The sequence below is a fragment of the Roseomonas sp. GC11 genome (assembly GCF_024437745.1).
In the GTDB taxonomy this organism is placed as follows: Bacteria; Pseudomonadota; Alphaproteobacteria; order Acetobacterales; family Acetobacteraceae; genus Pseudoroseomonas.
In genome coordinates this window covers 1-24,288 of sequence record NZ_JANFNY010000038.1, presented here as the reverse complement: position 1 = coordinate 24,288, position 24,288 = coordinate 1, and the positions used below count along the sequence as shown (strand labels likewise).

Below are 24,288 nucleotides of genomic sequence, written 5' to 3'. Positions count from 1 at the left end.
AGAAGTTTTTTGGTTCTTTTTTACAAAAAAGAACTCTGACTCAATGCAACGCCCTTGGCGCGCAGGCGCGCGGTTCCGGCAGCGGTCGCCTCGGGCGTGATGCCGCGGCAGGCGTCTTCCACCAGCACCACCTGGTAGCCGAGATCCGCCGCATCCTCGGCCGAGAAATCGGTGCAGTAGCCGCGCGCGAGGCCCGTCACGAAAATCCGCGTGATGCCGCGCTCGCGCAGATAGCCATTCAGCCCGGTCACCGTCTGGCGGTCGTTTTCCCGGAAGGCGGAGTAGCTGTCGATCGCGCTGTGGAAGCCCTTGCGGATGACCATCTGGATGCGTTCGGTCTTCAGCGCCGGGTGCAGCGCGGCGCCGGGCGTGCCCTGCACGCAATGGTCCGGCCAGAGCACCTGCGGGCCATAGGGCAGCGGCACCGTGTCGAAGGGTGCCTTGCCGGGGTGCTGGCTGGCGAAGGAAGCATGGTCCGCCGGGTGCCAGTCCTGCGTCGCGACGATGTTGGCGAAGCGCTCCTGCAACCGGTTGATCACTGGCAGCACGGCATCTCCCTCCGGCACGGGCAGGGCGCCGCCGGGCATGAAGTCCGGCTGCACATCGACGATCAGCAGGAGGTCCGTGGCGGTGATCATGCGGCGGGCTGCGCGCGCTTCGCGATGCCGCCGGATTCCAGGATGAAATCGGCGATCTCGGCGACGCCCTGTAGGGCCTTGAGGTTGGTGAAAATGAAGGGCCGCGCGCCGCGCATCTTCTTCGCGTCGCGGTCCATCACGCCGAGATCGGCGCCGACCAGCGGGGCGAGGTCGATCTTGTTGATGACCAGAAGATCAGAGCGCGTGATGCCCGGGCCGCCCTTGCGCGGGATCTTGTCGCCGGCCGAGACATCGATGACGTAGATGGTCAGGTCTGCCAGTTCAGGGCTGAAGGTGGCGGCCAGATTGTCGCCGCCGCTCTCGATCAGCAGGATTTCCAGGCCGGGGAAACGCTGGTTCATCTCCGCCACGGCGGCGAGGTTGATCGAGGCATCCTCGCGGATGGCGGTGTGCGGGCAGCCGCCCGTCTCGACGCCGATGATGCGCTCCGGCACCAGGGCGTTGTTGCGCGTCAGGAACTCGGCATCCTCGCGCGTGTAGATGTCGTTGGTGATGACGGCGATGTTGTGGGTGTCGCGCAGATGCTTGCACAGGCGCTCGGTCAGCGCCGTCTTGCCGGAGCCGACGGGGCCGCCGATGCCGACGCGGAAGGGACCGTTGGCGGGAATGCTCATGAGCGGAACAGCCTCGTGTATTGCGTCTCGTGACGCATGGAGAAGTGGTCGAGCAGCGGCGCCGCGCTGCCCAGCGTGTCGAGATCGGCGGCCAGGGCGGCCTCGGTGGCGGCCTCCAGATGCGGCAGGAGCTGCGCCGTGGTGATCTGCCCATCCGTCTGGCCGAGCGGCACCAGCCGCACCCCGGCGGAGACGATGTTCGCCGCGAAGGCCGAGAGGAAACCGAAGAGCGTGACGCGCAGCGGCACGCCCTGCCACGCCGCCGCCGCGCCGAAGGCGACGGGGTGCGCGGCATTGCCGCCCTGGCGCGCGGCGAAGGCGGAGAGGCGCGGCTCCGGCCATGCGGCCAGCGTCACCTTCAGGAAGGCGCTGCCCTGGGCCATGGTCTCCAGCGCCGTCTCCGCCGTGCCGCGCCAGGCGGCGGCGAGTTCGGCCACCGCGTCCAGCGTGGCGTCCTCGCCCGCTTCGGCGGCGCGCCATGCGGCGGCGAGCAGCGCGCCATCGACGCGGCCCGCCCCGGCCTCCAGCACCGCGCGCAGATAGGCGAGCAGCCCGGCGCGGTTCACCACCAGCCCGTCCTCCACCGCCATCTCCAGCCCGTGGCTGTAGGTATAGGCGCCCACCGGATAGGCGGGCGACAGCCAGGTGAGCAGGCGCTGGAGCGTCGGCTCAGTGGTGGTGGTGAGGGTGGTCATGGCCACAGCCGCAGCCGTCATGCCCATGGTCGTGTTCGTGCCCGTGGCTATGGTCGTGCGTGTGCCCGTGGTCATGCTCATGGCCGTGGTGATGGTGGCCGGCATGGCGGTTGTGCTCGCCATAGGCGCCGCCTTCGGGGTTGAAGGGGGCTTCCACCCAGCGCAGCGTCGCGCCGAGGCCTTGGAGCATGCGCTCGATCACATGATCGGTGCGGATCAGGATGCGCTCGGCGCTGATCTCGGCCGGCAGGTGGCGGTTGCCGAGGTGCCATGCGAGGCGGGCGAGGTGCAGCGCATCCTGGCCACGCACTTCCACCAGGGTTTCCGGCGCGGCCTGCACGAGGATGACGCCGCCGCCTTCGAGCAGCAGGCCGTCGCCATCGCGCAGCACGGTGGCTTCCGGCAGGTCTAGCAGGAAGGCGAGGCCCTGCTGCCCGAGATAGCGCTTCCGCCGCCGGTGGCGGTCGTCGAAATCCACCAGGATGGTGTCGCGGGCCGTGCGCGCCTGCCAGTGGCCGGCGGGCAGGACCTGGGTGGCGCGTGGCAAATCATCCATCCTATTTTTCTTTCAGGCTGCCGCCGTCTGGTGGGGAGGCGGGACGCTCCACTGGGCCGGCGTGGTGGTTTGGCGTGTCTGAAACTGGCAGAAAAAAGAAGGGGGTCCGGGGGAATTCATTCCCCCGGCCTTGCCTCAGAACAGAAAATATCTTTGCGCCATCGGCAGGATTTTGGCTGGCTCGCAGATCAGCAATTCGCCATCGGCGCGGACCTCATAGGTCTCGGGGTCCACTTCCAGCTTCGGCAGGGCGTCGTTCAGCACCATGTCGCGCTTGCGGATGGCGCGGGTGTTCTGCACCGGCAGCAGGGTGCGCGCGAGGCCGAGCCGCCCGGCGAGGTCGCCGCTCTCCAGCGAGGCGGCGGAGACGAAGGTCACGGCGCTGGCGCGCATGGCGGTGCCATAGGCGCCGAACATCGGGCGGTAATGCACCGGCTGCGGCGTGGGGATGGAGGCGTTGGGGTCGCCCATCGGCGCCATGGCGATGCTGCCGCATTTCAGCACGAAGTCGGGCTTCACGCCGAAGAAGGCCGGGCTCCACAGCACGAGATCGGCCAGCTTGCCCACTTCCACGCTGCCGACATGGGCGGAGACGCCCTGCGAGATGGCCGGGTTGATGGTGTATTTGGCGATGTAGCGGCGGATGCGCAGATTGTCGTTGTCGCCGCTCTCCCCGGCGAGGCGGCCGCGCTGCACTTTCATTTTATGCGCGGTCTGCCAGGTGCGGATGATGACCTCGCCCACGCGGCCCATCGCCTGGCTGTCGGACGACATCATGGAGATGGCGCCCATATCGTGCAGGATGTCCTCGGCCGCGATGGTTTCCTTGCGGATGCGGCTTTCGGCGAAGGCCACGTCCTCGGCGATGCGCGGGTCGAGGTGGTGGCACACCATCAGCATGTCGAGATGCTCATCCACCGTGTTGACGGTGTAGGGCATGGTCGGGTTGGTCGAGCTGGGCAGGAAATTCGGCTCGCCGATCACCCGCAGAATATCCGGCGCATGGCCGCCGCCCGCGCCCTCCGTGTGGAAGGCCTGGATGGCGCGGCCGCCGATGGCGCGGACCGTGTCCTCGACGAAGCCGCTTTCGTTCAGCGTGTCGGTGTGGATGGCCACCTGCACGTCGAAGGCATCGGCGACGGAGAGGCAGTTGTCGATGGCCTTGGGGGTGGTGCCCCAGTCCTCATGCAGCTTGAGGCCGCAGGCGCCGGCGCGAATGGTTTCCTCGATGCCGGCGGGCAGGGCGGCGTTGCCCTTGCCCAGGAAGCCGAGATTCATCGGGAAGCTCTCGGCCGCCTGCAGCATTCTTGCGAGATGCCATGGCCCGGGCGTGACCGTGGTGGCCAGCGTGCCATGCGCCGGGCCGGTGCCGCCGCCGAACATGGAGGTGACGCCGGAGGCCAGCGCCTCCTCGATCTGCTGCGGGCAGATGAAATGGATGTGCGGATCGATGCCGCCCGCCGTCAGGATGCGCCCCTCGCCGGCGATGATTTCCGTGCCCGGCCCGATGACGATATCCACGCCCGGCTGGGTGTCCGGGTTGCCGGCCTTGCCGATGGCGGCGATGCGCCCGTCCTTCAGCCCGACATCAGCCTTGATGATGCCCCAGTGGTCGATGATCACGGCGTTGGTGATCACCGTGTCCATCGCGCCCTCGGCGCGGGTGCGCTGGGACTGGCCCATGCCGTCGCGGATCACCTTGCCGCCGCCGAACTTCACCTCCTCGCCATAGGTGGTGAGGTCGCGCTCCACCTCGGCGAAGAGTTCGGTGTCGGCGAGGCGGATTTTGTCGCCCGTGGTGGGGCCATACATGCCGGCATAGGCGGCGCGGGAGATACGGGTGGTCATGGGTCAGACGCTCCCTTCCGTCTCGCCACGGAAGCCGTGGATGATGCGCGCGCCGGTGAAGCCGACCAGCCGCACCTTGCGGCTCTGCCCCGGCTCGAAGCGCACGGCGGTGCCGGCGGCGATGTCGAGGCGCATGCCGCGCGCCAGGGCGCGGTCGAAGCGCAGCGCCGGGTTGGTCTCGGCGAAATGGTAGTGGCTGCCCACCTGCACCGGCCGGTCGCCGGTATTGGCGACCTCGATCTCGATGCTGTCGCGCCCGGCATTCAGTTCGATCTCGCCGGGGGCGGTGATGATCTCGCCCGGAATCATGGCGCCTCTCCTCAGCGGATCGGGTTGTGGACGGTGACGAGCTTGGTGCCGTCCGGGAAGGTCGCTTCCACCTGGATTTCGTGCACCATCTCGGGGATGCCCTCCATCACCTGCGCGCGGGTGAGGACGCTGGCGCCGTCGCGCATCAGCTCGGCGACGCTGCGGCCATCGCGCGCGCCTTCCACGACGAAGTCGGTGATCAGCGCCACCGCCTCCGGGTAGTTCAGCCTCACGCCGCGCGCCAGGCGCCTGCGCGCCACCTCCGCGGCCATGGCGATGAGAAGCTTGTCCTTCTCGCGCGGGGTCAGAAGCATGGGGAGGTCCTGCTGCCGGTGAGTTTTGTCATCTGCTCTGGCTCATTCTGCCGTGCCCGCGCTCATGTCGTCCACAGCCGGGGCAGGCGGGGCGGCCGGCCCAGCACGCCGGCGCGCAGGGCGGGGAGGGCGGCGCAGAGGGCCTCGCGCACCGGCGTCGCCGCGCCGGTCCAGCGCGCCAGCATCAGGCCGGGGCGGGCGAGGGTGGCGGCATGGCCCTGTTCGCGCAGGATGTCGCGCGCGGCGCGGGCTTCCGCCTCGCTGCCGGCCAGCAGCAGCAGGGCCGAGGCGCCGGCGCCGCCAAAGCCGAAGGGGCGGGCGAGGGCCGTGGCGGGGTCGTCGAAGGCGGTGGCATCGGCCCAGTGCAGCCGGCCGCCGCGCCAGAGGCGCCAGGAATCGAGCAGGCTGCCCTGGGTCATGGCCTCGTCGCGCGCGGCGCGGCCGAAGACGAGCATTTCCGCCGCCAGCAGCCGCGCGCCGGGCGCCAGATGCGCGCGCATGCGCCGTTGCAGCCGCGCGCCATCGAAGAGGATGGTCTCCCGCGGCAGCCATTCCAGCGTGGCGCCGTCCTCCAGGTGCAGCTCGGTGTCGATGCGGCTGGGCTCGCCCAGGCTGCGGTAGAGTTTTTCCGCCGCCGGCGTGGTCAGGGTGGCGGCAGCGCCTGCCTCGATCCGCGCCACCATTTCCAGCCTGTCGCCCCCGGCGAGGCCGCCGCCGACATTGACCAGCGCGGGCTGTGGCCATTCGCCCGGCTCCGGGCGCGGGAAGAGGATGCGCAGCGGCGCGGCCTGGAAGAGGTGGCGCAGTTCTGGCCCGCGCGGCGTCTGCGCGACATGCAGTTCCGCGCGGCCATGGGCGCGCTGGTGGCGGGGTGAAGCAAGGCTCATGCGGCCAGCATCATGCAAGGCGCGGGCCGTGGCCAGGGGGGCATGAGAGGGGCTTCGCCCCTCTCAAACTCTCCCCACCAAAGGCCTGAGGCCTTTGGAAACCCTTTCTGAAGGCGGGTGCAGGGGACCCCGTCCCCTGCTGGGGGAGTTTGAGGGGGCAAAGCCCCCTCAAGGCCACCAGCCCCACCGCGTGCTCAGCCATTGCCGAGCACGCGCACGGCCAGGGCGGCGGCGGCGGCGCGGTTCTCGACGCCGAGCTTGGCGAAGATCCCCTCCAGATGCTTGTTCACCGTGCGCGGGCTCATCATCAGGATCTCGGCGATGTCGCGGTTGGACTTGCCGCGGCCGATCCAGAGCAGCACCTCCGCCTCGCGCGCGGTCAGGCCGAGGCGGTCGCGCAGGACGCTCTCATCCCGCCCCGGCGCGGTGGCGGTCACGCGCAGCAGCAATTCCTCGGCGCTGATCTGGCCGACATGGTGGAACTCCACCTGCCGCGCATCGGCCAGCACCACGGGGGCGAGGCGCGGCACCTCCTGTTCGGCCAGCGGCGCCCAGCCGGGCAGGCGCATCATCACCGGGGAATCCTCGTCCTCCGGGCAGACGGCGCGCAGCAGGGCGGTGGCCTGCGGCGTGGCCCAGAGCACGGCGCCCTCGCGATCCACCGCCAGCAGGTAGCGCCCGGCGACATCGAGCGCCGCATGGGCGCTGCGCGTCAGCCGCGCATTGGCGAGATGCGCGCCGATGCGCGCCAGCACCTCATCCGGCGCCACCGGCTTGATGACGTAATCGACGCCGCCGGCATCGAAGCCGCGCACCACATCCTCGCTCTCCGTCAGCCCGGTCATGAAGATGACGGGGACGGAGATCAGCGCGGCATTGCGCTTCATGCGGCGGCAGGCCTCGAAGCCGTCCATGCCGGGCATCACCGCGTCCATCAGCACGATGTCGGGGGTGATGCGGTCGATCACCGTCATCGCCGCGGCGGCGGACTGCGCCACCAGCACCATGTAGCCGGCGCTTTCCAGCGTGTCGTTCAGCAGGCCAAGCGTGCCGGGTGCGTCGTCCACCACCAGCACGATGTCGCGGCGCTCGCCGGCGAGGACACGGTCAGGCATCGGGCGACTCCTCCGGCAGCGCGGCCATGAAGGCATCCAGCCGGTATTCCGAGATATAGCCGCGCAGCTCGGCCAGGGTGGCGGCGAGTTCGGGCGCCTCGGCCTCCAGCGCGTCCAGCTTCTCGCGGATGCCGCCGACATAGCCGATGGCGGCGAGCTGGCGCAGCGGCGCGGCCTGGGCGGGGCTCAGCCGCGCGCCGCCGGCGGCGGGGGCGGCCGGCACGGGATCGGCGAAGGTCCAGGTGACGCCGAGCAGATGGCCGATTTTCTCCAGCAGCGCGGCGAGGGAGAGCGGCTTGGGCAGCACGTCGTCATGGTGCTGCCCCTCGCGCGGCGGGCCGAGTTCGAGGGCATTGGCCGAGATCATCAGGATCGGCACGCGCGGTCCCTCCGCCTCGCGCAGGCGGCGGGCGAGTTCCCAGCCCGTCATCCCCGGCATGGCGATGTCGAGCAGGTAGAGGTCCGGCGCCTCCTCCTGCGCCAGGGCCAGGCATTCGGCGCCATTGGCGGCCTCGCGCACGCGGAAGCCGAGCGGCGTCAGCAGGTCGGCCACCAGGGCGCGGTGCGCCGCGTCGTCATCGGCCACCACCACGCGCAGCGCGCGCGCGGCATCGGCGCGGCCGGTGACGGGGCGTTCCGCCTCCACCGGCCGCATCGTCTTGCCGGAGAGCAGCAGCCGCACCTTGAAGGTGCTGCCCTCGCCGAGGCGGCTGTGCACCGAGATCTCGCCGCCCATGACCTCGACCAGGGTCTTGGTGATGGTGAGGCCGAGGCCCACACCCGGCGTCGAGGGGGCGTGCGAGTTGGCGCCGCGCTGGAAGGGCTCGAAGATGCGCGCGAGGTCGTCCTCGGCGATGCCGATGCCGGTGTCGATCACCGCGAACTCGGCGACCTCGGAGCGGAAGCGCAGGCGGAAGGTGACGCTGCCGCTGCGGGTGAACTTGATGGCGTTGGAGAGCAGGTTGATGAGGATCTGCCGCAGCCGCCGTTCATCGACATGCACCACCTCCGGCATGCGCTCCGGCGCGTCGAAGGTGAAGGCGATGCTCTTCGCCTCCGCCTGCAGGCGCAGCATCTGCACGATCTGGTCGAGGAAGTCGGGGAAGCGGATCTCATCGCGGTAGAGCTCGATCCGCCCGGCCTCGATCTTGGAGATGTCCAGCAGCCCCTCGATCAGCGCGGCCAGATGCTCGCCGCTGCGGCGGATGGTGCGCACGCCGTCGCGCCGCCGCTCGGGGATGGCGCTGTCACGCTCCAGCAGCTGCGCGTAGCCGAGGATGGCATTGAGCGGCGAGCGCAGCTCGTGGCTGATGCCGATGACGTAGCGGCTCTTGGCGAGGTTGGCGGCCTCGGCGGCTTCCTTGGCCTTCTGAAGGGCGGCGTCGGTGCGCTTGTGGGCGCGGATCTCGCTCATCAGCAGGCTGGTCTGGCGGCGGGTTTCCTCCTGGGCCACCAGCCGGCTCTGCCGGGCCAGGACCAGCGCCCAGGCGACGATGCCGCCGATGACGGCGAGCACGAAGAAGGCTTTCCAGAAGGCGGTGTCGAGGTCGTGGCTGGGCGGCGTCTGTGCCCGGATACCGAGGAAGACGATGGAGATGGTGCCGGCGAAGAGCAGGAACACCACCATGAAGGAGCCGACCGGCGTGGTCAGCGCCTGGATGACGGGCGCCGGCAGGCTGGCCCGCAGCGGCGTCATGATCTGCGCCGAGAGGCGGGCATGCGGCTTGCAGCCATCGCCGCAGCGTGCATCGAGGGAGCAGCAGAGCGAGCAGATGGGGCCGGTATAGACCGGGCAATAGGCCATGTCGCGCGGCTCGAAATCATGCTCGCAGATGACGCATTGCAGGGCGGGGCGCCGGGCCCAGGCGGCGCGCGGCTTGCGCGCGAGGTAGTAGCGCCCGCCGGTGGCCCAGGCGATGGCGGGCGCCGCGGCGAAGGCCACGCCGAAGGCGATGAAGGTGGAGAGCGCCTGCGCCAGCGCCCCCAGCAGGCCGTAATAGGCGAGGAAGGAGGCCAGCACCGAGAGCAGCATGCTGCCCACGCCGACCGGGTTGACGTCGTAGAGATGCGCGCGCTTGAACTCGATGCCCGGCGGGCTGAGGCCGAGCGGCTTGTTGATGGCGAGATCCGCCACCAGCGCCCCCATCCAGGCGGCGGCGACGTTGGAATAGACGAACAGCACCTGCTCGATGGTGTTGTAGACGCCGAGCTCCATCAGCAGCAGCGCCACGGCGATGTTGAACACCAGCCAGACCACCCGGCCGGGATGGCTGTGCGTCAGGCGCGAGAAGAAATTGGACCAGGCGAGCGAGCCGGCATAGGCGTTGGTGACGTTGATCTTGATCTGCGACAGCGCGACGAAGATCGAGGTGATGACCAGCACCAGCACGGGGGAGTCGAGCAGCTTGCCGAAGGCCAGGCGGTACATCTCCGCCGGCTGCACCGCCTGGGCGGCGGAAAGCCCGGCCTGCAGCGCGGCATAGGCGAGGAAGGAGCCGGCCAGCAGCTTCAGCACGTCGAAGACGATCCAGCCCGGCCCGCCGGCCAGCAGCGCCACCCACCACACCCAGGGCTTCTGGCTGGCGCGCGGGGGCATGAAGCGGATGTAGTCCACCTGCTCCCCCGTCTGGGTGATCAGCGCGAAGAGCACCGAGGCGGCGGCGCCGAAGGAGAGCAGGTCGAACCCCGCCTTGCCCTGTTCCCCGCCATAGTCCGCCCAGCCTTCCACCCATTCCGGGTGGGCGAGCAGCAGGGCGATCAGCGGCAGGACGTTCAGCACCAGCCAGACCGGCTGCGTCCAGGTCTGCACGCGGCTGATGAAGGTGATGCCATGCGTCACCAGCGGCACCACCACCACGGCGCAGAGGATGTAGCCGATCCACAGCGGCACGGCGAAGAAACTGTCGAGCATGGCGGCGAGGATCACCGCCTCGATGCCGAAGAAGATGAAGGTGAAGCTGGCGTAGATCAGCGAGGTGATGGTGGAGCCGATATAGCCGAAGCCGGCGCCGCGCGTCAGCAGGTCCACATCCACCCCGGCGCGCGCGGCGTGCAGGCAGATCGGCAGGCTGGCGATGAAGATCAGCACCGAGACGAAGAGGATGGCGGCGACGCTGTTGGTGAAGCCATGCGCCACCGTCAGCGCGCCGCCGATCGCCTCCAGCGCCAGGAAGGAGATGGAGCCGAGCGCCGTGCCCGCCACGCGGAAGGCCGACCATTTGCGCGCGCTCTCCGCGGTGAAGCGGAGGGCGTAGTCCTCCATCGTCTCATCGGCCACCCAGCGGTTGTAGTCGCGCCGGATGCGGAGGATGCGCTGGCGGGTCGCCATGCGGGCTGGTGGTCCTCGCCTGCTGCTCTCGGGATGGGGCGGAGAGTGGGGCAGGGGGGCGGGCGGGGTCAAGCGCGCCCGGCCTACGTCATTTGACGTATAACGCTTCCGCGAGCGGCGGGGCGAGGATCGCGCCACCCCGGCCGGACGGCACCGCAGCCCCGGCACCCAGGAGAAGCGATCCATGACCCAGAGGCTCATCGTCTCCCGCCGTGCCCTGCTGGCCGGCGCCGCCGGCGCGCTGGCCATGCCGGCGATCCGCCCGGCCTTCGCCCAGGGCGCGCCGATCAAGGTGGGCGTGCTGCACTCCCTCTCCGGCACCATGGCGATCAGCGAGACCGCGCTGCGCGACACCGTGCTGATGATGGTCGAGGACATCAACAGCAAGGGCGGCCTGCTCGGCCGCAAGGTCGAGGCCGTGGTCGTCGACCCCGCCTCCAACTGGCCGCTCTTCGCCGAGAAGGCGCGCGAGCTGCTGCAGGTGCACAAGGTCGATGTCACCTTCGGCTGCTGGACCTCCGTCTCCCGCAAGTCCGTCCTGCCGGTCTATGAGGAGCTGAACGGCCTGCTCTTCTACCCGGTGCAGTATGAGGGCGAGGAGCAGTCGAAGAACGTCTTCTACACCGGCGCGGCGCCGAACCAGCAGGCCATTCCGGCGGTCGAGTATCTGATGAGCGACGACGGCGGCAAGGCGCGCCGCATCGCCCTGCTCGGCACCGACTATGTCTATCCGCGCACCACCAACCGCATCCTGCGCGCCTACCTGAACAGCAAGGGTATCGCCGATGCCGATATCCTCGAGGAATACACGCCCTTCGGCCATTCCGACTGGCAGGGCATCGTCAGCCGCGTGAAGCGCTTCGCCGGCGAGGGCAAGAAGACCGCCATCGTCTCCACCATCAATGGCGACGCCAACGTTCCCTTCTACCGCGAGCTGGGCAACCAGGGCATCAAGGCTGAGGATATTCCCTCCGTTGCCTTCTCGGTGGGCGAGGAAGAGCTGGCCGGCATCGACACCAAGCCGCTGGTCGGCCATCTGGCGGCGTGGAACTACTTCATGTCGGTGGACAGCCCGGTGAACACCGAGTTCAAGAAGATGTGGGCCAGCTACATCAAGAACCCGAAGCGCGTCACCAACGACCCGATGGAGGCCACCTATACCGGCTTCAAGATGTGGAGCCAGGCCGTCACCAAGGCCGGCACCACCGCGGTCGATGCCGTGCGCCAGGCGATGTATGGCCAGCAGGTCGCCGCGCCCTCCGGCTACACCGAGCAGATGTTCGAGAACCACCATCTCTCCAAGCCGGTGATGCTGGGCGAGATCATGGAGAACGGCCAGTTCAACATCGTCTACAAGACGCCGACGGCGATCCCCGCCGAGAACTGGTCGCCCTACATCCCTGAGAACGCCAACCGCCGCAAGGGCTGAGGTGCAAGGCCATGGCCGCCAGTTCCGCCGGCCATGGCCCACACGGCGGCGCCGCACCGGAGCGGGAGAACCCTGCCCGGTGCGGCGTCTTTTCTGAGGGGTTTCTGTGCAGGCGGGTGCAGGGGGCTCTTTCCCCTGCCCAAGGGAAAGAAGGGGGAGAGTTTGAGGGGGCAGGACCCCCTCAAGCCAACAGGCGCCCGCTCTTCTCAAACAGCCCCCAGCCCATCCCGAATTTCTGGCAGGGAGACGGCGACAGCCGGAGAGAGATATGTTGAGGGTCTTGCTGGTCCTGCTCGTGCTGGCTGTGCCGGCGCGCGCGCAGGACGCCTTCACCACCGCGCTGGCCGGGCTGTCGGGCAATTTCACCGCCCAGGCTGAAGCGGTCGAGCGCCTCGGCGCGCTGGGCGACCCGCGCGCCCTGCCCATCCTCCAGGCGCTTGGTGAGGGCCGCCTGCTGAAGCGCGCCGATGGCGTGCTGCTGCTGCGCCAGGGCGAGGCCCTGCGCGAAGCCCTCTCCGGCGGCGCCTCCACCGAGGCGGGCGAGGTGCTGCGCATCAACAACCGCGTGCGCGGCGCGCTGCGCGGTGCCTTTGGCCGGCTGCAACTTCTCTCGCCGGTGGAGGCGGAGCGCCTCGCCGCCGCCGATGGCCTGTTCCGCAGCCGCAGCGCCGAGAATGTCGCCATGCTGGAGGATGCGCTGGGGCGCGAAGCCTCCGCCCGTGTCAGGCCGGTGATGGAACTGGCGCTGGCCGCTTCCCGCCTCGCCGCCGGCGAGGACAGCGCGAAGCGCCAGGGCATCATCCTGCTGGGTGGTTCCTCCTCGCCCGAGGCGCGCGCGGTGCTGCTGGAGGCGCGCGCCGCCAATGCCGGCCTCGCCGCCGAGATCGACCAGGCCGTGGCCGCCATCGACCGCCGCCTGCAGCTGAAGCGCGCGGCCGAGACCGCCTTCCAGGGCCTCTCCCTCGGCTCCATCCTGCTGCTCGCCGCGCTCGGCCTCGCCGTCACCTTCGGCGTCATGGGCGTCATCAACATGGCGCATGGCGAGATGGTGATGCTCGGCGCCTACACCACCGTCGTGGTGCAGGAGGCGCTGCGCGGCATCCCGGCCCTCGCGCCGCTCTCGCTGCCGCTCTCCGTCCCCGCCGCCTTCCTCGTCACCGCCGCCGTCGGCGTGGCGCTGGAACGCGGGCTGATCCGCCATCTCTACGGCCGCCCGCTGGAAACCCTGCTGATGACCTTCGGCGTCGGCATGATCCTCCAGCAATCCGTGCGCCTGATCTTCGGCGCGCAGAACCGCGAGGTGGTCAGCCCCGCCTGGATGCAGGGCACGCTGCAACTGCCCGGCGGCATCGAGGTGACGCAGAACCGCCTCTGGATTATTTTCTTCAGTCTGGTGGTTCTCGGTTTGACCGTGGCCGCCATCCGTTTCACCCGCTTCGGGCTGGAGATGCGCGCCGTGGTGCAGAACCGGCGCATCGCCGCCACCATGGGCATCCGCACCGGGCGGGTGGACGCCATGACCTTCGCCTTCGGCTCCGGCATCGCCGGCATCGCCGGGGTGGCGGTGAGCCAGATCGACAATGTCTCGCCCAATCTCGGCACCGGCTACATCATCGACAGCTTCATGGTCGTCGTCTTCGGCGGCGTCGGCAGCCTGGCCGGCACGATGATCGGCGCCCTCACCCTCGGCATCGTCAACAAGATGCTGGAGCCCTGGGCCGGCGCGGTGCTCGCCAAGATCGCCGTGCTGGTCGGCATCATGCTGTTCATCCAGCGGCGGCCGAAGGGCCTGTTCGCGCTGAAGGGGAGGGCCGCGGAGCAATGAGCGCCAGCCTGTCCATCCAGAACCGCCTGCGCCTGGGGCAGGGCGCGCTGCTGCGCGGCCTGCTGCTGCTCGGCCTCGCCGCGCTGGCCCTGCTGCCGGTGCTCAACCGCCTGCCGCCGGACTCCGCGCTCTATGTCTCGGACTTCGTCGTCTCGGTCTCGGGCAAGTGGGTGTGCTACGCCATCCTCGCCCTGGCCATCGACCTCGCCTGGGGCTATGCGGGCATCCTCTCGCTCGGCCATGGCGCCTTCTTCGCGCTGGGCGGCTATGCCATCGGCATGCACCTGATGCGGCTGATCGGCCCGCGCGGTGTCTATGGCCACCCGGTGCTGCCGGATTTCATGGTCTTCCTCGGCTGGACGGAACTGCCCTGGTACTGGCAGGGCTTCCAGTTCTTCCCCTTCGCCCTGCTGATGGCGCTGGTGGTGCCGGGGCTGCTGGCCGGGGTGGTGGGCTATCTCGCCTTCCGCAGCCGCATCACCGGCGTCTATCTCAGCATCATCACCCAGGCCATGACCTACGCGCTGATGCTGGCCTTCTTCCGCAACGATATGGGCTTTGGCGGCAATAACGGTTTCACCGACTTCAAGGAACTGCTCGGCATGCCGCTGAACACGCCGGGCGCGCGCGCGGCGCTGTTCTACGCGGCGCTGGTGGCGCTCGGCGGCTCCCTGCTGCTCTGCCGCCACATCACGCGCTCCAAGCTCGGCCGCGTGCTCCTCGCGGTGCGCGACGCGGAAAGCCGCGTGCGCTTCCTCGGCTACGACACCACGCGGGTGAAGCTCTCCGTCTTCGTGCTCTCCGCCATGCTGGCGGGGCTGGCGGGGGCGCTCTACGTGCCGCTCATCGGCATCATCAATCCCGGCGAGTTCAGCCCCGGCAACTCGATCGAGGCCGTGGTCTGGGTGGCCGTGGGCGGGCGCGGCACGCTGGCGGGGGCGCTGGTCGGCGCCTTCTCGGTGAATGCGATCAAGACCTGGCTGACCTCCTTCGCCCCCGATCTCTGGCTCTTCGTGCTCGGCGGGCTTTTCGTGGCGGTGACGCTGTTCCTGCCGCGCGGCCTGGTCGGCCTGCTGCAGAAGGGAGACGGGCGATGAGTGAGGGGCGGCTCTATCTCGATGGCGTCTCTGTCGTCTTCGACGGCTTCCGGGCGCTGAACAACCTCTCCCTCATCGTCGAGCCGGGGGAGCTGCGCGCCATCATCGGCCCGAATGGCGCCGGCAAGACGACGATGATGGACATCATCACCGGCAAGACGCGCCCCACCGCCGGCACCGTCACCTTCGGCGCGCGCGACCTGACGAAGATGGACGAGGCCAGCATCGCCAATCTCGGCATCGGCCGGAAATTCCAGAAGCCGACGGTGTTCGACGCGCTGACGGTCTTCGAGAATCTCGAACTCGCCCTGAAGGCGCCGCGCGACCCGTGGTCCTGCCTGCGCTGGACGCTCTCCGGCGAGGCGCGGCGCAGGATCGAGGCGACGCTGGAGGAAATCGGCCTCTCCGACCGCGCGCAGGACCGTGCCGCCATTCTCTCCCACGGCCAGCGGCAATGGCTGGAAATCGGCATGCTGCTGATGCAGGAGCCGCAGCTCCTGCTGGTGGACGAGCCGGTGGCCGGCATGACGGACCAGGAAACCGAGCACACCGCCGCGCTGCTGCGCCGCATCGCCGGCACGCGCAGCGTCGTCGTGGTCGAGCACGACCTGGAATTCGTCCGCGCGCTGGGGGAAAAGGTCACGGTGCTCTGCGAAGGCTCGGTGCTGTCGGAAGGCAGCATCGACCACGTGCAGAACGACCCGCGCGTCATCGAAGTCTATCTGGGGCGCTGATCATGCTGCGTGTCGAGAACATCGATCTCTTCTATGGCGCCAGCCGGGCGCTGCGCGGCGTCTCCCTCAGTGCCGATCCGGGGGCCATCACCTGCGTGCTGGGGCGCAACGGCGTCGGCAAATCCTCGCTGATGCGCGCCATCGTCGGGCTGGAGCGCATCAGGGGCGGGCGCATCGTCTGGGAGGGCAAGGATGTCTCCGGCCTCTCCGCCGCCGACCGCGCCCGCGCCGGCATCGGCTATGTGCCGCAGGGGCGGGAGATTTTTCCCTTCCTGACCGTGCGGGAAAACCTGGAGACGGCCCTGGCCGCGGCGCCGCGCGGCGCCAAGGTGCCGGATGACATTTTTGAACTCTTCCCGATCCTGAAGCAGTTCCTGCGCCGGCGCGGGGGGGATCTCTCGGGCGGGCAGCAGCAGCAGCTCGCCATCGCCCGCGCGCTGACGGCACGGCCGCGCCTGCTCATCCTCGATGAGCCGACGGAGGGTATCCAGCCCAACGTCATCAAGGATATCGCCCGCGTCATCGCCCTGCTGGCGCGCAGCCGCAACATGGCCGTCGTGCTGGTGGAGCAGTATTACGAGTTCGCGCGGGAACTGGGCGATCAGCTCGCCATCATGGTGCGCGGGGAAGTCGCGCTGGCGGGGCTTTCCGGTTCGCTCGATGAGGAATCGGTGCGGCGGCTGCTGACGGTGTAGCGGGTGCGCCGCCCCAGCACCCCCGCCGGGGGGACAAGGTCCCCCCGGACCCCGCTGTCAGGGGGAGAGGGGGTCGGGGCCGTAGCGGTTGGGGCCGCGCACGCCATCGCGGCAGCACAGGCTGATGAAGATCCAGAGCCAGCCCAGCAGAGGCACCAGCAGGAGCAGCGACCACCAGCCGCTGCGGCCCCGGTCGTGCCAGCGCTTCGCCATCCCCGCCAGGCCGGGCCACCAGGACAGCCAGAAGACCACCTGCCCCACCTTGCCGGCCTTGGTGGCGATCCTGATGCTGTAGGTGGCGGCCTCGGCGCTGGGGATGGAGGGCCCGGGCAGGACGCTGGCCCACCCGAAGAGCAGGCCATCCGCCACGAAGGCCAGGATGTGCAGCGCCAGCAGCGGCAGCAGGTAGCGCCGCCAGTATGGCCCCAGCGGCAGCCTTCCCTTGAAGGACAGCCAGTCCCGAATCGTCGCGATCATGTGACGAGTCTACAGATGGCGGGGTCCGGGGGAACCCTGTTCCCCCGGCGGAGGGGTCTGGGGAGGCGGAGCCTCCCCAGAGAGTTTTCTTTCCCGTCTGGGGAGGCGGAGCCTCCCCAGCGCCTTCAGTTGGTGGCTGAGCCCAGCGCCTGGAGCCGGTCATACTGTTCCTTCGTCCAGCCCGCGCCGGCGGCGGTGTCGTTGTGCAGCGGGATGGCGGCGGCGCGGAAGGCGGCGCGGTCGGGCGTGATCACCGTCTTGCCCTGCTGGCGGAACCAGTCGGGCAGGGCCAGCTCGGCGTCGCGGATCTGCCTGCTGGCGCGGTCCGAGGCCTCGCGCAGCACCTCGCGGAAGACGATGCGGTCCGCCTCGTTCAGCCGCGCCCAGGTGGCGCGGCCGACAATGGTCAGGATGCTCTCGGTGATATGGCCGGAGAGCATGATGTGGCTCTGCACCTCATAGAATTTCTTGGCCTGGATGGTGGGCAGCGGGTTTTCCTGCCCGTCCACCGTACCCTGCTGGAGAGCCAGGTAGACCTCGGCGAAGGCGATCGGCGTGGCATTGGCGCCGACGGAGCGGGTGAACATCAGGAAGAGCGGCGCCTGCGGCACGCGCAGCTTCATGCCGCGCACATCCTCGGGCCGGTTCAGGGCGCGGTTCGCCGTCAGGTGCCGCTCGCCGTAATAGGTCAGGGCGACGGGCGGGTGGCCGTTCTGCTTCTCATAGCCCGCCATCAGGTCGCGCAGCAGGTCGCTGTTGCGGTAGGCGGCGAAGTGGCTGTAGTCGCGGAAGATATAGGGCGCGTTGCTGATCGAGATCGGCTTGTAGGTGGCGCCGGCGAAGGCGACGCCGGTGTAGATGATATCCACCGTGCCGAGCGTCAGGCCCTGGTTGATCGTCGGCTCATTGCCGAGCGCGCTGGCCGGGAAGACCTCGATATTCCAGCGGTTCTGGGTGCGCTCCTTGATCTGCTGCGCGGCCCACAGCGCCTCGGTGTGGTAGGCCTCGTTGGCCTCGTAGACATGGGCCCAGCGCAGGCGCTGCTGCGCCTCGGCCGGCATGGCGAGCAGCGTGGACGCCGCCAGCGCCGCGGCCGTCAGGATGGCTCGGATCATTCTCTCCCCCCGGCCTCTTTCCGAGGCCCTGTGCTTGTCCGGCCCTGGAGGGCCTGGACTTGTATGATGGCACTATGAATGGAGGCGGTTTCATTCCGCAAGAGGCTCGGCGGGGAGGCCTGGCCTGCCCGCGCTGTTGCGGCCCCCGCCGGCTGGCCTAGGATGGCCGCCGCCCCTGGAGGAAACAGAACAATGGACGTCCTGGCCGACCCCACCCCCTTCATCCGCCTGCACGCCGAGGACAGCGTGCTGATCGCCCGCCGTGCCGCGCCGGAGGGCACGCCGGTGGCGCCGGGCGTCGTGGCCGCCGCGCGCATCCCGCCCGGGCACAAGGTGGCGGCGCGCGCCCATGCGGTGGGCGAGCCGGTGCGGCGCTATGGCCAGATCATCGGCTTCGCCACCGCCCCCATCGCGCCGGGGGAGTGGGTGCACACCCAGAATTGCGGCATGGGCGATTTCGCCAAGGACTATGCCTGGGGCGTCGATGCGCGGCCCACCCTCTACGTGCCGCAGCCGGCCAGCTTCCAGGGCATCATCCGGCCGGATGGGCGGGTGGCCACGCGCAATTACATCGGCATCGTCACCAGCGTGAACTGCTCGGCCCATGTCGCCTCGCTGATCGCCGATGCCTTCAAGCGCAACCCCTTCACTGGCACCGACCCGCTGGCCGATTTCCCCAATGTCGATGGCGTGGTGGCGCTGACGCACAAGACCGGCTGCGGCATGGGCGACAATGACGGGCTGCGCATCCTGCGGCGCACCCTGGCCGGCTATGCCCGCCACGCCAATTTCAGCCATGTCATCGCCATCGGCCTGGGCTGCGAGGTGAACCAGATCTCCGGCCTGCTGGCCGAGCAGAACCTGGCCGGGCGGCTGCGCAACATGGACATCCAGGAGATGGGCGGCACGCGGAAGACGGTGGAGGCCGGCATCGCCTTCGTGAAGGAGGTGCTGGCCGAGTCCAACCAGGTCCACCGCCAGCCGGTGCCCGCCAGCCACCTGACGGTGGCGCTGCAATGCGGCGGCTCGGACGGCTATTCCGGCATCACCGCCAACCCGGCGCTGGGCCATGCCTCGGACCTGCTGGTGCGGCATGGCGGCACCGTCATCCTCTCCGAGACGCCGGAGACCTATGGGGCCGAGCACCTGCTGACGCGCCGCGCCACCTCCCAGGCGGTGGGGGAGAAGCTGGTGGGGCTGATGCGCTGGTGGGAGGAATACGCGGCGCGCGGCCAGGCGGAACTGAACAGCAACCCCTCGCCCGGCAACAAGGCGGGCGGGCTGACGACCATCCTGGAGAAGTCGCTCGGCGCCATGGCCAAGGCGGGCACCACCAACCTCACCGCCGTCTACAACTATGCCGAGCCGGTGGCGGAGAAGGGCTTCGTCTTCATGGACACGCCGGGCTACGACCCGGTGGCGGCCACCGGGCAGGTGGCGGGGGGGGCCAACCTCGTCTGCTTCACCACCGGGCGGGGCAGCGTCTTCGGCTGCAAGCCGGCGCCCTCCATCAAGCTCGCCACCAACTCGGCCATGTATGAGCGGATGGAGGAGGATATGGATGTCAATTGCGGCACCATCCTCTCGGGGCGTGAGAGCGTGGAGGAATGCGGCGAACGCATCTTCCAGCTGATCCTGCGCGTGGCCTCGGGCGAGCGGACGAAGAGCGAGCAGTTCGACTTCGGCACGGCGGAATTCGCCCCCTGGCCGATCGGCGCCACGATGTGAGGCCTTGAGGGGGCTTTGCCCCCTCACCCCCAGCAGGGGACGGGGTCCCCTGCACCCGCCTTCAGAAAGGGTTTCCAAAGGCCTCAGGCCTTTGGTGGGGAGAGTTTGAGAGGGGCGAAGCCCCTCTCAAGAGGACGCAGGGCGGGCTTGCCGGCGGGGGGTGCTTTGTGGTCTAGGCGAAGGGTGCACGCCTTTCGTTTCTCCCCCCGCCTCGCGCGCCTGATCGCGGCGGCCCTGCTGATGCAGTGGCTGGCCGTTTTCGCGCCCCTGGCGGCGGAGGCGGCGGCGCCCGCGGCCTCCCTGCACCTGGAGATCTGCACGCCGGACGGGCTGCGCAGCATCGAACTGGGCGGTGAGGCCGGGGCTCAGCCCAAGGCGCCGCCCTGCCTCGTGCATTGCGCGCTGATGCTGGCGCCGCAGGCGGCCCCGCCGCCCGTGCCGCTGGCCCTGCCGCTGCGCCGCCAGCCGGCGCTGGCCCTGCCGCTCCCGGCGCCTTCCGGCCCGGCCGAGCGGGCCGAACTGCCCTTCTTCTTCCTGGCCAGGGCACCGCCCGCCGCCTGATCGCGGCCGCGCTGCCTCCACCCCTCGACGTTTCTGGCCTTTGCAAGAAGGGGCATCCCATGCCCGCCATGATCTCCCGCCGTCGCCTGCCGCTGCTCGCGGCCGGGCTGGTTCTCGCCACCCGCGCCCCCGCCCTGGCGCAGGGCGCCGCCCCCGTCACGCTCACCCCCGTCACGCTGACCGATGTGATGGGCCGCCGCGTCACCCTGGCCGCGCCGCCGCGCCGCGTGGCGCTGGGCTTCTATTTCGAGGAATACACCGCCATCGGCGGGGCGGAGGGCCTCTCCCGCCTGGTGGGCCTCAGCCGCAACCTCTGGGCCGGGTGGCGCCCGGCCATCTGGTCGCGCTACGTCAAGGTCCACCCGCATCTGGAGACGCTGGCCGATTTCGGCGCCAGCGACGACAACAATTTCAGCCTGGAAAAGCTGGTCGCGCTGAAGCCGGACCTGCTGATCCTCTCCGAGGGCCATTACAAGGCGCTGGGCGATATCCCGGGCCGCATCGAGGCGCTGGGCATCCCCATCCTCGCCCTCGACTACAACGCGCAGACGCTGGAGCGGCATCTGGCCAGCACGCGGCTGCTCGGCGCGGCGCTGGGCGGCGAGGCGGCGGCGCGGGCCGAGACGCTGGCCACCTGGTACGAGGCCGGCTACCAGGACATCCTGCGCCGCGTGCAGGCCGCCAGGGCCGCCGGCGCGCCGAAGCCCAAGGTCTATGTCGAGCTGGGCCAGGGTGGCGCGGGCGTCATCGGCAACACCTATAACGGCACGATGTGGGGCCGGATCATCGAGACGCTGGGGGGCGAGAACATCGCCGCCGGCCGCATCCCCGGCGCCTGGGGGCCGCTGAACCCGGAGATGGTGCTGGCCGCGAAGCCGGACTTCATCTTCATCGCCGGCTCCTCCTGGGTGAACCGCCCCAACTGCGTGCGCACCGGCCATGGCGCCAGCCTGGAGGAGACGCGCGCCAGCCTCGCCCCCTATGCCGCGCGCGAGGGCTGGGCGGCGCTGCCGGCCCTGCGCAAGGGCGAGCTGCACGCGGTGGAGCATGGCCTGTGCCGCACGCTGATGGACATCGCCCCCATGCAGTACATCGCCCAGCGCCTCTATCCGGCGCAGTTCGCCGGGGTGGACCCGGTGGCGACGCTGCGCGACTACCAGAACAAATGGCTGCCGGTGCCCTATACCGGCACCTGGATGGCGCGGCTTTGACGGCCCTGACGCGCGCCAGGGTGAGGGGGGAGGCGCTCCCCCCGGCGGGGTCTCTGGCGGCCAGGGCAGGGGGCGCCGCCCCCCATCTGGCCCCCCATCTGGCCCCCGATCTGGCCTCGGATCTGGCCCGGGCCTATCGCCGCACCGCCCGCCGCCGGCTGCTGCTGCTGGGCCTGCTCGGCCTGGCCCTCGCCCTGGCCCTGGTGGTGGATGCCGCCACCGGCCCGGCGATGCTGCCGCTCGCCGAGGTGGCCCGCGCCCTGCTGGGGCTGGAGGCGGACCCGACCACGCGGGTCATCCTGTTTTCCATCCGCCTGCCCATGGCGCTGATGGCGCTGGTGGTGGGCGCGGCGCTGGGCGTCTCGGGCGTGGTGATGCAGACCATCCTGAACAACCCGCTGGCCAGCTGCTACACGCTGGGCGTCTCGGCCGGGGCGGGCTTCGGCGCCGCGCTGGCCATCGTCGCCGCCGCGGCCTTCCCCTGGCCGGAGGCGGTGGGGGTGCCGCTGCTGGCCTTCCTCTTTGCCCTCTCCGCCTGCGCGGCGGTGGCTGGCATTGGCCGGCTGCGCGGGGCGGGGGCGGAAATGCTGGTCCTGGCCGGCATCGCGCTGCTCTTCCTGTTCCAGGCGCTGCAATCCCTGCTGCAATACCTCGCCTCGCCCGAGGCGCTGGCGCAGATCGTCTTCTGGCTCTTCGGCAGCCTGCTGAAGGCGAACTGGCAGAAGCTCGGCCTCGTGACGCTGGCCCTGGCGCTGACCCTGCCGCTGCTGCTGCGCGATGCCTGGGCCTTCACCGCGCTGCGCCTGGGGGAGGAGCGGGCGGCGGGCCTGGGGGTGAAGGTGGGGGCGCTGCGGCTGCGCGCCTTCGGCATCGTCTCGGTGCTGACGGCGGCTGCGGTGGCCTTCACCGGCACCATCGGCTTCATCGGGCTGGTGGCGCCGCATATCGCGCGGCTGCTGCTGGGGGAGGACCAGCGCCTTCTCCTGCCCGGCGCGGCGCTGTGCGGGGCCCTGCTGCTCTCCGCCGCCTCGGTGGCCAGCAAGACGCTCTCGCCCGGCGCGGTGTTTCCCATCGGCATCGTCACGGCGCTGATCGGGATTCCCTTCTTCCTGTGGCTCATCCTCTCGGTGCGGAGGCGGCATTGGTGAGCCCGGCTGACATCCGCGCCGAGGGCATCACCCTGCGCCTCGGCGGGGCGGAGATCCTGAAGGGCGTGGACCTCGCCGTGGCGCCGGGGGAGGTGGTGGCGCTGCTCGGGCCGAATGGCAGCGGCAAGTCCAGCCTGCTGCGCGCCCTGGCGGGGATGCTGCCGCATGGCGGGCGGCGGGCGGTGCCGGCGCGGCTGGGCTATATGCCGCAGGACAATGGCGCCACCGGCGGCGCGCTGACGGTGCTGGAAGTGGCGCTGCTCGGCCGGTTGCGGCATCTCGGCGCCGTGGTGGCGGAGGAGGACCTGGCCATCGCCGCCGCCGCGCTGGAGGAAATCGGCATCGCCCATCTGGCGGAGCGGCCCCTGGCCGCGCTCTCCGGCGGGCAGCGGCAGATGGCCTTCCTGGCCCAGGTGCTGGCCGGCGAGCCCGAGGCCATGCTGCTGGACGAGCCGACCAGCGCCCTCGACATCCGCCACGGGCTGCATGTGCTGCAACTGGTGCGCGGCGCGGCGCGGGCGCGCGGCCTGCCCGTGCTGGTGGTGCTGCACGACCTCAACGCCGCCGCCCGCTGCGCCGACCGCATCGCGGTGATGCAGGAAGGCCGCCTGCGCGGCTGCGCCAGCCCGGCGGCGATGCTGACGCCGGCCATGGTGGAAGCGGTGTTCGGCGTGGTGGCGGAGATCCGCCCGGCGCGGGATGGCTTGCCGGCGGTGATTCCGCTGGAAGCCGTGTTTTAGAAAAAAAACGTTCTTTTTTAAAAAAAGAACCAAAAAACTTTTTTCAGTTGGCGTCCCGCTTCAGGCCTGAGGCGGGACGCTAAACTGGAAGAGTCTTTTTGCTTCTTTTTCTTCAGAAAAAGAAGATTCTAAAATAATTAAACACTCGGCGCGTATTTGATGGCGCAGCCATAATTGCGTGTCACCGGCTGGGCCACGGGCTGTCCTGCCAGCACGGCGAGCATGGCATTTTTCGCCAGGGGTTCGGCCTTGGGCACGTCCTCCACCTTGTTGGAGGCGATGCTGTCGATGCCGCCCATGTAGCGCAGCACCCCCTGGGGGTCGATCACATACATATGCGGCGTGGTGGTGGCGGCATAGGCGCGGGCGATGCGGCTTTGCGGGTCCAGCAGCACGGCGGCGGGGGCGGCCTCGCGCTGGGCGGTCAGGGCGCGGGCCTGCTCCGGCGTCACATGCCCCTGCTCGCCGGGCGGGGAGGAGGCGATGGAGAGCCAGACGATGCCCTTCTCCGCCGCCAGCCGTTGCAGGGACTGCATGTTGTTGCTGTTGTAGTGCTTCCGCACGAAGGGGCAGTCGTGGTTGGTCCATTCCAGCACGACGACCTTGCCGCGGAACTCGGCGAGGGAGCGGGTGCGCCCCTCCTGGTCGGCGGCGGAGAAATCGGGGGCGGGGGCGTTCACCGCCGGGGCGGCGTGGCCCAGCCGGGGCAGGGCCGGCATCAGCACGGCGCCCAGCGGGATGGCAAGAGTGGCACGGCGGGACAGCAGCTTGGCCATGGTCGGTCACTCCGTCAGAGAGAGGGGGGGTCAGCCCGGAGGCAGGGCCTCCAGCACCAGGGACTCGGTGAGGATCTGCGGCAGCACCATGGGGGCGCCGCCGCCGGGCGGATAGACGAGGTAGAGCGGCACGCCCTCCCGCCCATTGGCGCGCAGCACGGCGGCGATGGCGGGGCCGCCATCGGTCCAGTCGCCCTTCAGATAGGCGATGTTGCGCTGTGCGAAAGCCTCGCGCACCGCCGCGCCGGAGAGGGCCATGCGCTCATTCACCTTGCAGGTGATGCACCAGGCGGCGGTCATGTTGACGAAGACGGGGCGGCCCTCGGCGCGCAGCGCGGCCAGCCGCGCCTCGGACCACGGCTCGGCGGGCAGGGCGCCCTCCGCGCCGGCGCGGCCCGTGGAGGGGGCGGCGCTGGCGGGGCCGAGC

General features: G+C 69.9%; 24 protein-coding genes. 10 read left to right on the top strand and 14 right to left on the bottom strand.

What is annotated here, in order from left to right; translation table 11 throughout:
- Window positions 1-20: 20 nt before the first annotated feature.
- The 10 genes from pncA to NON00_RS13210 form a co-directional block, all read right to left on the bottom strand.
- Window positions 21-638, bottom strand: coding sequence for a bifunctional nicotinamidase/pyrazinamidase (pncA, locus tag NON00_RS13255; RefSeq protein WP_256021765.1), 618 nt, complete (start codon window positions 636-638; stop codon window positions 21-23).
- Entirely contained in the window at window positions 635-1,273 is a 639-nt protein-coding gene (ureG, locus tag NON00_RS13250) for an urease accessory protein UreG (protein WP_256021762.1), read from the bottom strand. The genes pncA and ureG overlap by 4 nt, the downstream gene beginning before the upstream one ends.
- Window positions 1,270-1,989 carry an urease accessory protein UreF gene (locus NON00_RS13245; RefSeq protein ID WP_256021760.1) on the bottom strand — a complete coding sequence of 240 codons (720 nt, stop codon included), beginning with the start codon at window positions 1,987-1,989 and terminating at the stop codon, window positions 1,270-1,272. The genes ureG and NON00_RS13245 overlap by 4 nt, the downstream gene beginning before the upstream one ends.
- Window positions 1,943-2,524 (bottom strand): urease accessory protein UreE, encoded by a 582-nt coding sequence (locus NON00_RS13240; RefSeq protein WP_256021757.1) that lies wholly within the window; start codon window positions 2,522-2,524, stop codon window positions 1,943-1,945. The genes NON00_RS13245 and NON00_RS13240 overlap by 47 nt, the downstream gene beginning before the upstream one ends.
- 135 nt (window positions 2,525-2,659) lie before the next feature.
- Window positions 2,660-4,372, bottom strand: coding sequence for an urease subunit alpha (gene ureC / locus NON00_RS13235; RefSeq protein ID WP_256021754.1), 1,713 nt, complete (start codon window positions 4,370-4,372; stop codon window positions 2,660-2,662).
- Between the two features lie 3 nt (window positions 4,373-4,375).
- Window positions 4,376-4,681, bottom strand: coding sequence for an urease subunit beta (locus NON00_RS13230; protein ID WP_256021752.1), 306 nt, complete (start codon window positions 4,679-4,681; stop codon window positions 4,376-4,378).
- Between the two features lie 11 nt (window positions 4,682-4,692).
- Window positions 4,693-4,995: an urease subunit gamma gene (locus NON00_RS13225; protein ID WP_256021749.1), complete on the bottom strand. Its 303-nt coding sequence runs from the start codon at window positions 4,993-4,995 to the stop codon at window positions 4,693-4,695.
- A gap of 62 nt (window positions 4,996-5,057) precedes the next feature.
- Window positions 5,058-5,882, bottom strand: coding sequence for an urease accessory protein UreD (locus NON00_RS13220; protein ID WP_256021747.1), 825 nt, complete (start codon window positions 5,880-5,882; stop codon window positions 5,058-5,060).
- Window positions 5,883-6,076: 194 nt separating this feature from the next.
- A complete protein-coding gene (locus NON00_RS13215) occupies window positions 6,077-6,997 on the bottom strand; it encodes a DNA-binding response regulator (RefSeq protein ID WP_256021744.1) in 921 nt (306 codons plus the stop codon).
- Window positions 6,990-10,325 (bottom strand): ATP-binding protein, encoded by a 3,336-nt coding sequence (locus NON00_RS13210; RefSeq protein ID WP_256021742.1) that lies wholly within the window; start codon window positions 10,323-10,325, stop codon window positions 6,990-6,992. Before NON00_RS13210 ends, NON00_RS13215 begins: the two co-directional genes overlap by 8 nt.
- A gap of 247 nt (window positions 10,326-10,572) precedes the next feature.
- On the opposite strand from NON00_RS13210, the gene urtA reads away from it, so the two are divergent.
- The 5 genes from urtA to urtE all read left to right on the top strand — a co-directional run bounded on the left by urtA (window position 10,573) and on the right by urtE (window position 16,105).
- On the top strand, window positions 10,573-11,754 hold the full coding sequence (urtA, locus tag NON00_RS13205) for an urea ABC transporter substrate-binding protein (RefSeq protein ID WP_370688714.1): 1,182 nt from the start codon (window positions 10,573-10,575) through the stop codon (window positions 11,752-11,754).
- Window positions 11,755-12,022: 268 nt separating this feature from the next.
- Window positions 12,023-13,579, top strand: coding sequence for an urea ABC transporter permease subunit UrtB (gene urtB / locus NON00_RS13200; RefSeq protein ID WP_256021736.1), 1,557 nt, complete (start codon window positions 12,023-12,025; stop codon window positions 13,577-13,579).
- Window positions 13,576-14,676 carry an urea ABC transporter permease subunit UrtC gene (gene urtC / locus NON00_RS13195; RefSeq protein WP_256021735.1) on the top strand — a complete coding sequence of 367 codons (1,101 nt, stop codon included), beginning with the start codon at window positions 13,576-13,578 and terminating at the stop codon, window positions 14,674-14,676. Before urtB ends, urtC begins: the two co-directional genes overlap by 4 nt.
- Window positions 14,673-15,410 (top strand): urea ABC transporter ATP-binding protein UrtD, encoded by a 738-nt coding sequence (gene urtD / locus NON00_RS13190; RefSeq protein ID WP_256021732.1) that lies wholly within the window; start codon window positions 14,673-14,675, stop codon window positions 15,408-15,410. Before urtC ends, urtD begins: the two co-directional genes overlap by 4 nt.
- A 2-nt stretch (window positions 15,411-15,412) precedes the next feature.
- Window positions 15,413-16,105 carry an urea ABC transporter ATP-binding subunit UrtE gene (gene urtE, locus NON00_RS13185; protein ID WP_256021730.1) on the top strand — a complete coding sequence of 231 codons (693 nt, stop codon included), beginning with the start codon at window positions 15,413-15,415 and terminating at the stop codon, window positions 16,103-16,105.
- A gap of 57 nt (window positions 16,106-16,162) precedes the next feature.
- Here urtE and NON00_RS13180 read toward each other — a convergent pair whose 3' ends face one another.
- Together NON00_RS13180 and NON00_RS13175 are read right to left on the bottom strand one after the other, a co-directional pair.
- Window positions 16,163-16,582: a DUF805 domain-containing protein gene (locus NON00_RS13180; protein WP_256021727.1), complete on the bottom strand. Its 420-nt coding sequence runs from the start codon at window positions 16,580-16,582 to the stop codon at window positions 16,163-16,165.
- Between the two features lie 125 nt (window positions 16,583-16,707).
- Window positions 16,708-17,697: a sialic acid TRAP transporter substrate-binding protein SiaP gene (locus tag NON00_RS13175; RefSeq protein WP_256021725.1), complete on the bottom strand. Its 990-nt coding sequence runs from the start codon at window positions 17,695-17,697 to the stop codon at window positions 16,708-16,710.
- A 192-nt stretch (window positions 17,698-17,889) separates the two neighbouring features.
- On the opposite strand from NON00_RS13175, the gene NON00_RS13170 reads away from it, so the two are divergent.
- The 5 genes from NON00_RS13170 (at window position 17,890) to NON00_RS13150 (ending at window position 23,085) form a co-directional block, all read left to right on the top strand.
- On the top strand, window positions 17,890-19,425 hold the full coding sequence (locus NON00_RS13170) for a UxaA family hydrolase (RefSeq protein WP_256021721.1): 1,536 nt from the start codon (window positions 17,890-17,892) through the stop codon (window positions 19,423-19,425).
- Window positions 19,426-19,608: 183 nt separating this feature from the next.
- Window positions 19,609-19,986: a hypothetical protein gene (locus NON00_RS13165; protein WP_256021715.1), complete on the top strand. Its 378-nt coding sequence runs from the start codon at window positions 19,609-19,611 to the stop codon at window positions 19,984-19,986.
- Between the two features lie 59 nt (window positions 19,987-20,045).
- Window positions 20,046-21,197, top strand: a complete 1,152-nt coding sequence (locus NON00_RS13160; RefSeq protein ID WP_256021712.1) for an ABC transporter substrate-binding protein — start codon at window positions 20,046-20,048, stop codon at window positions 21,195-21,197.
- A complete protein-coding gene (locus tag NON00_RS13155) occupies window positions 21,194-22,345 on the top strand; it encodes an iron ABC transporter permease (protein WP_256021704.1) in 1,152 nt (383 codons plus the stop codon). Before NON00_RS13160 ends, NON00_RS13155 begins: the two co-directional genes overlap by 4 nt.
- Window positions 22,342-23,085, top strand: a complete 744-nt coding sequence (locus NON00_RS13150) for an ABC transporter ATP-binding protein (protein WP_256021697.1) — start codon at window positions 22,342-22,344, stop codon at window positions 23,083-23,085. Before NON00_RS13155 ends, NON00_RS13150 begins: the two co-directional genes overlap by 4 nt.
- Window positions 23,086-23,222: 137 nt before the next feature.
- On the opposite strand, the gene NON00_RS13145 is transcribed toward NON00_RS13150, so the two are convergent.
- Complete coding sequence (locus tag NON00_RS13145; RefSeq protein WP_256021695.1) at window positions 23,223-23,861, bottom strand: redoxin domain-containing protein; 639 nt, start codon at window positions 23,859-23,861, stop codon at window positions 23,223-23,225.
- 30 nt (window positions 23,862-23,891) lie between these two features.
- A partial coding sequence (locus NON00_RS13140) for a thioredoxin family protein (RefSeq protein ID WP_256021692.1) occupies window positions 23,892-24,288 on the bottom strand: 397 nt, incomplete at its 5' end.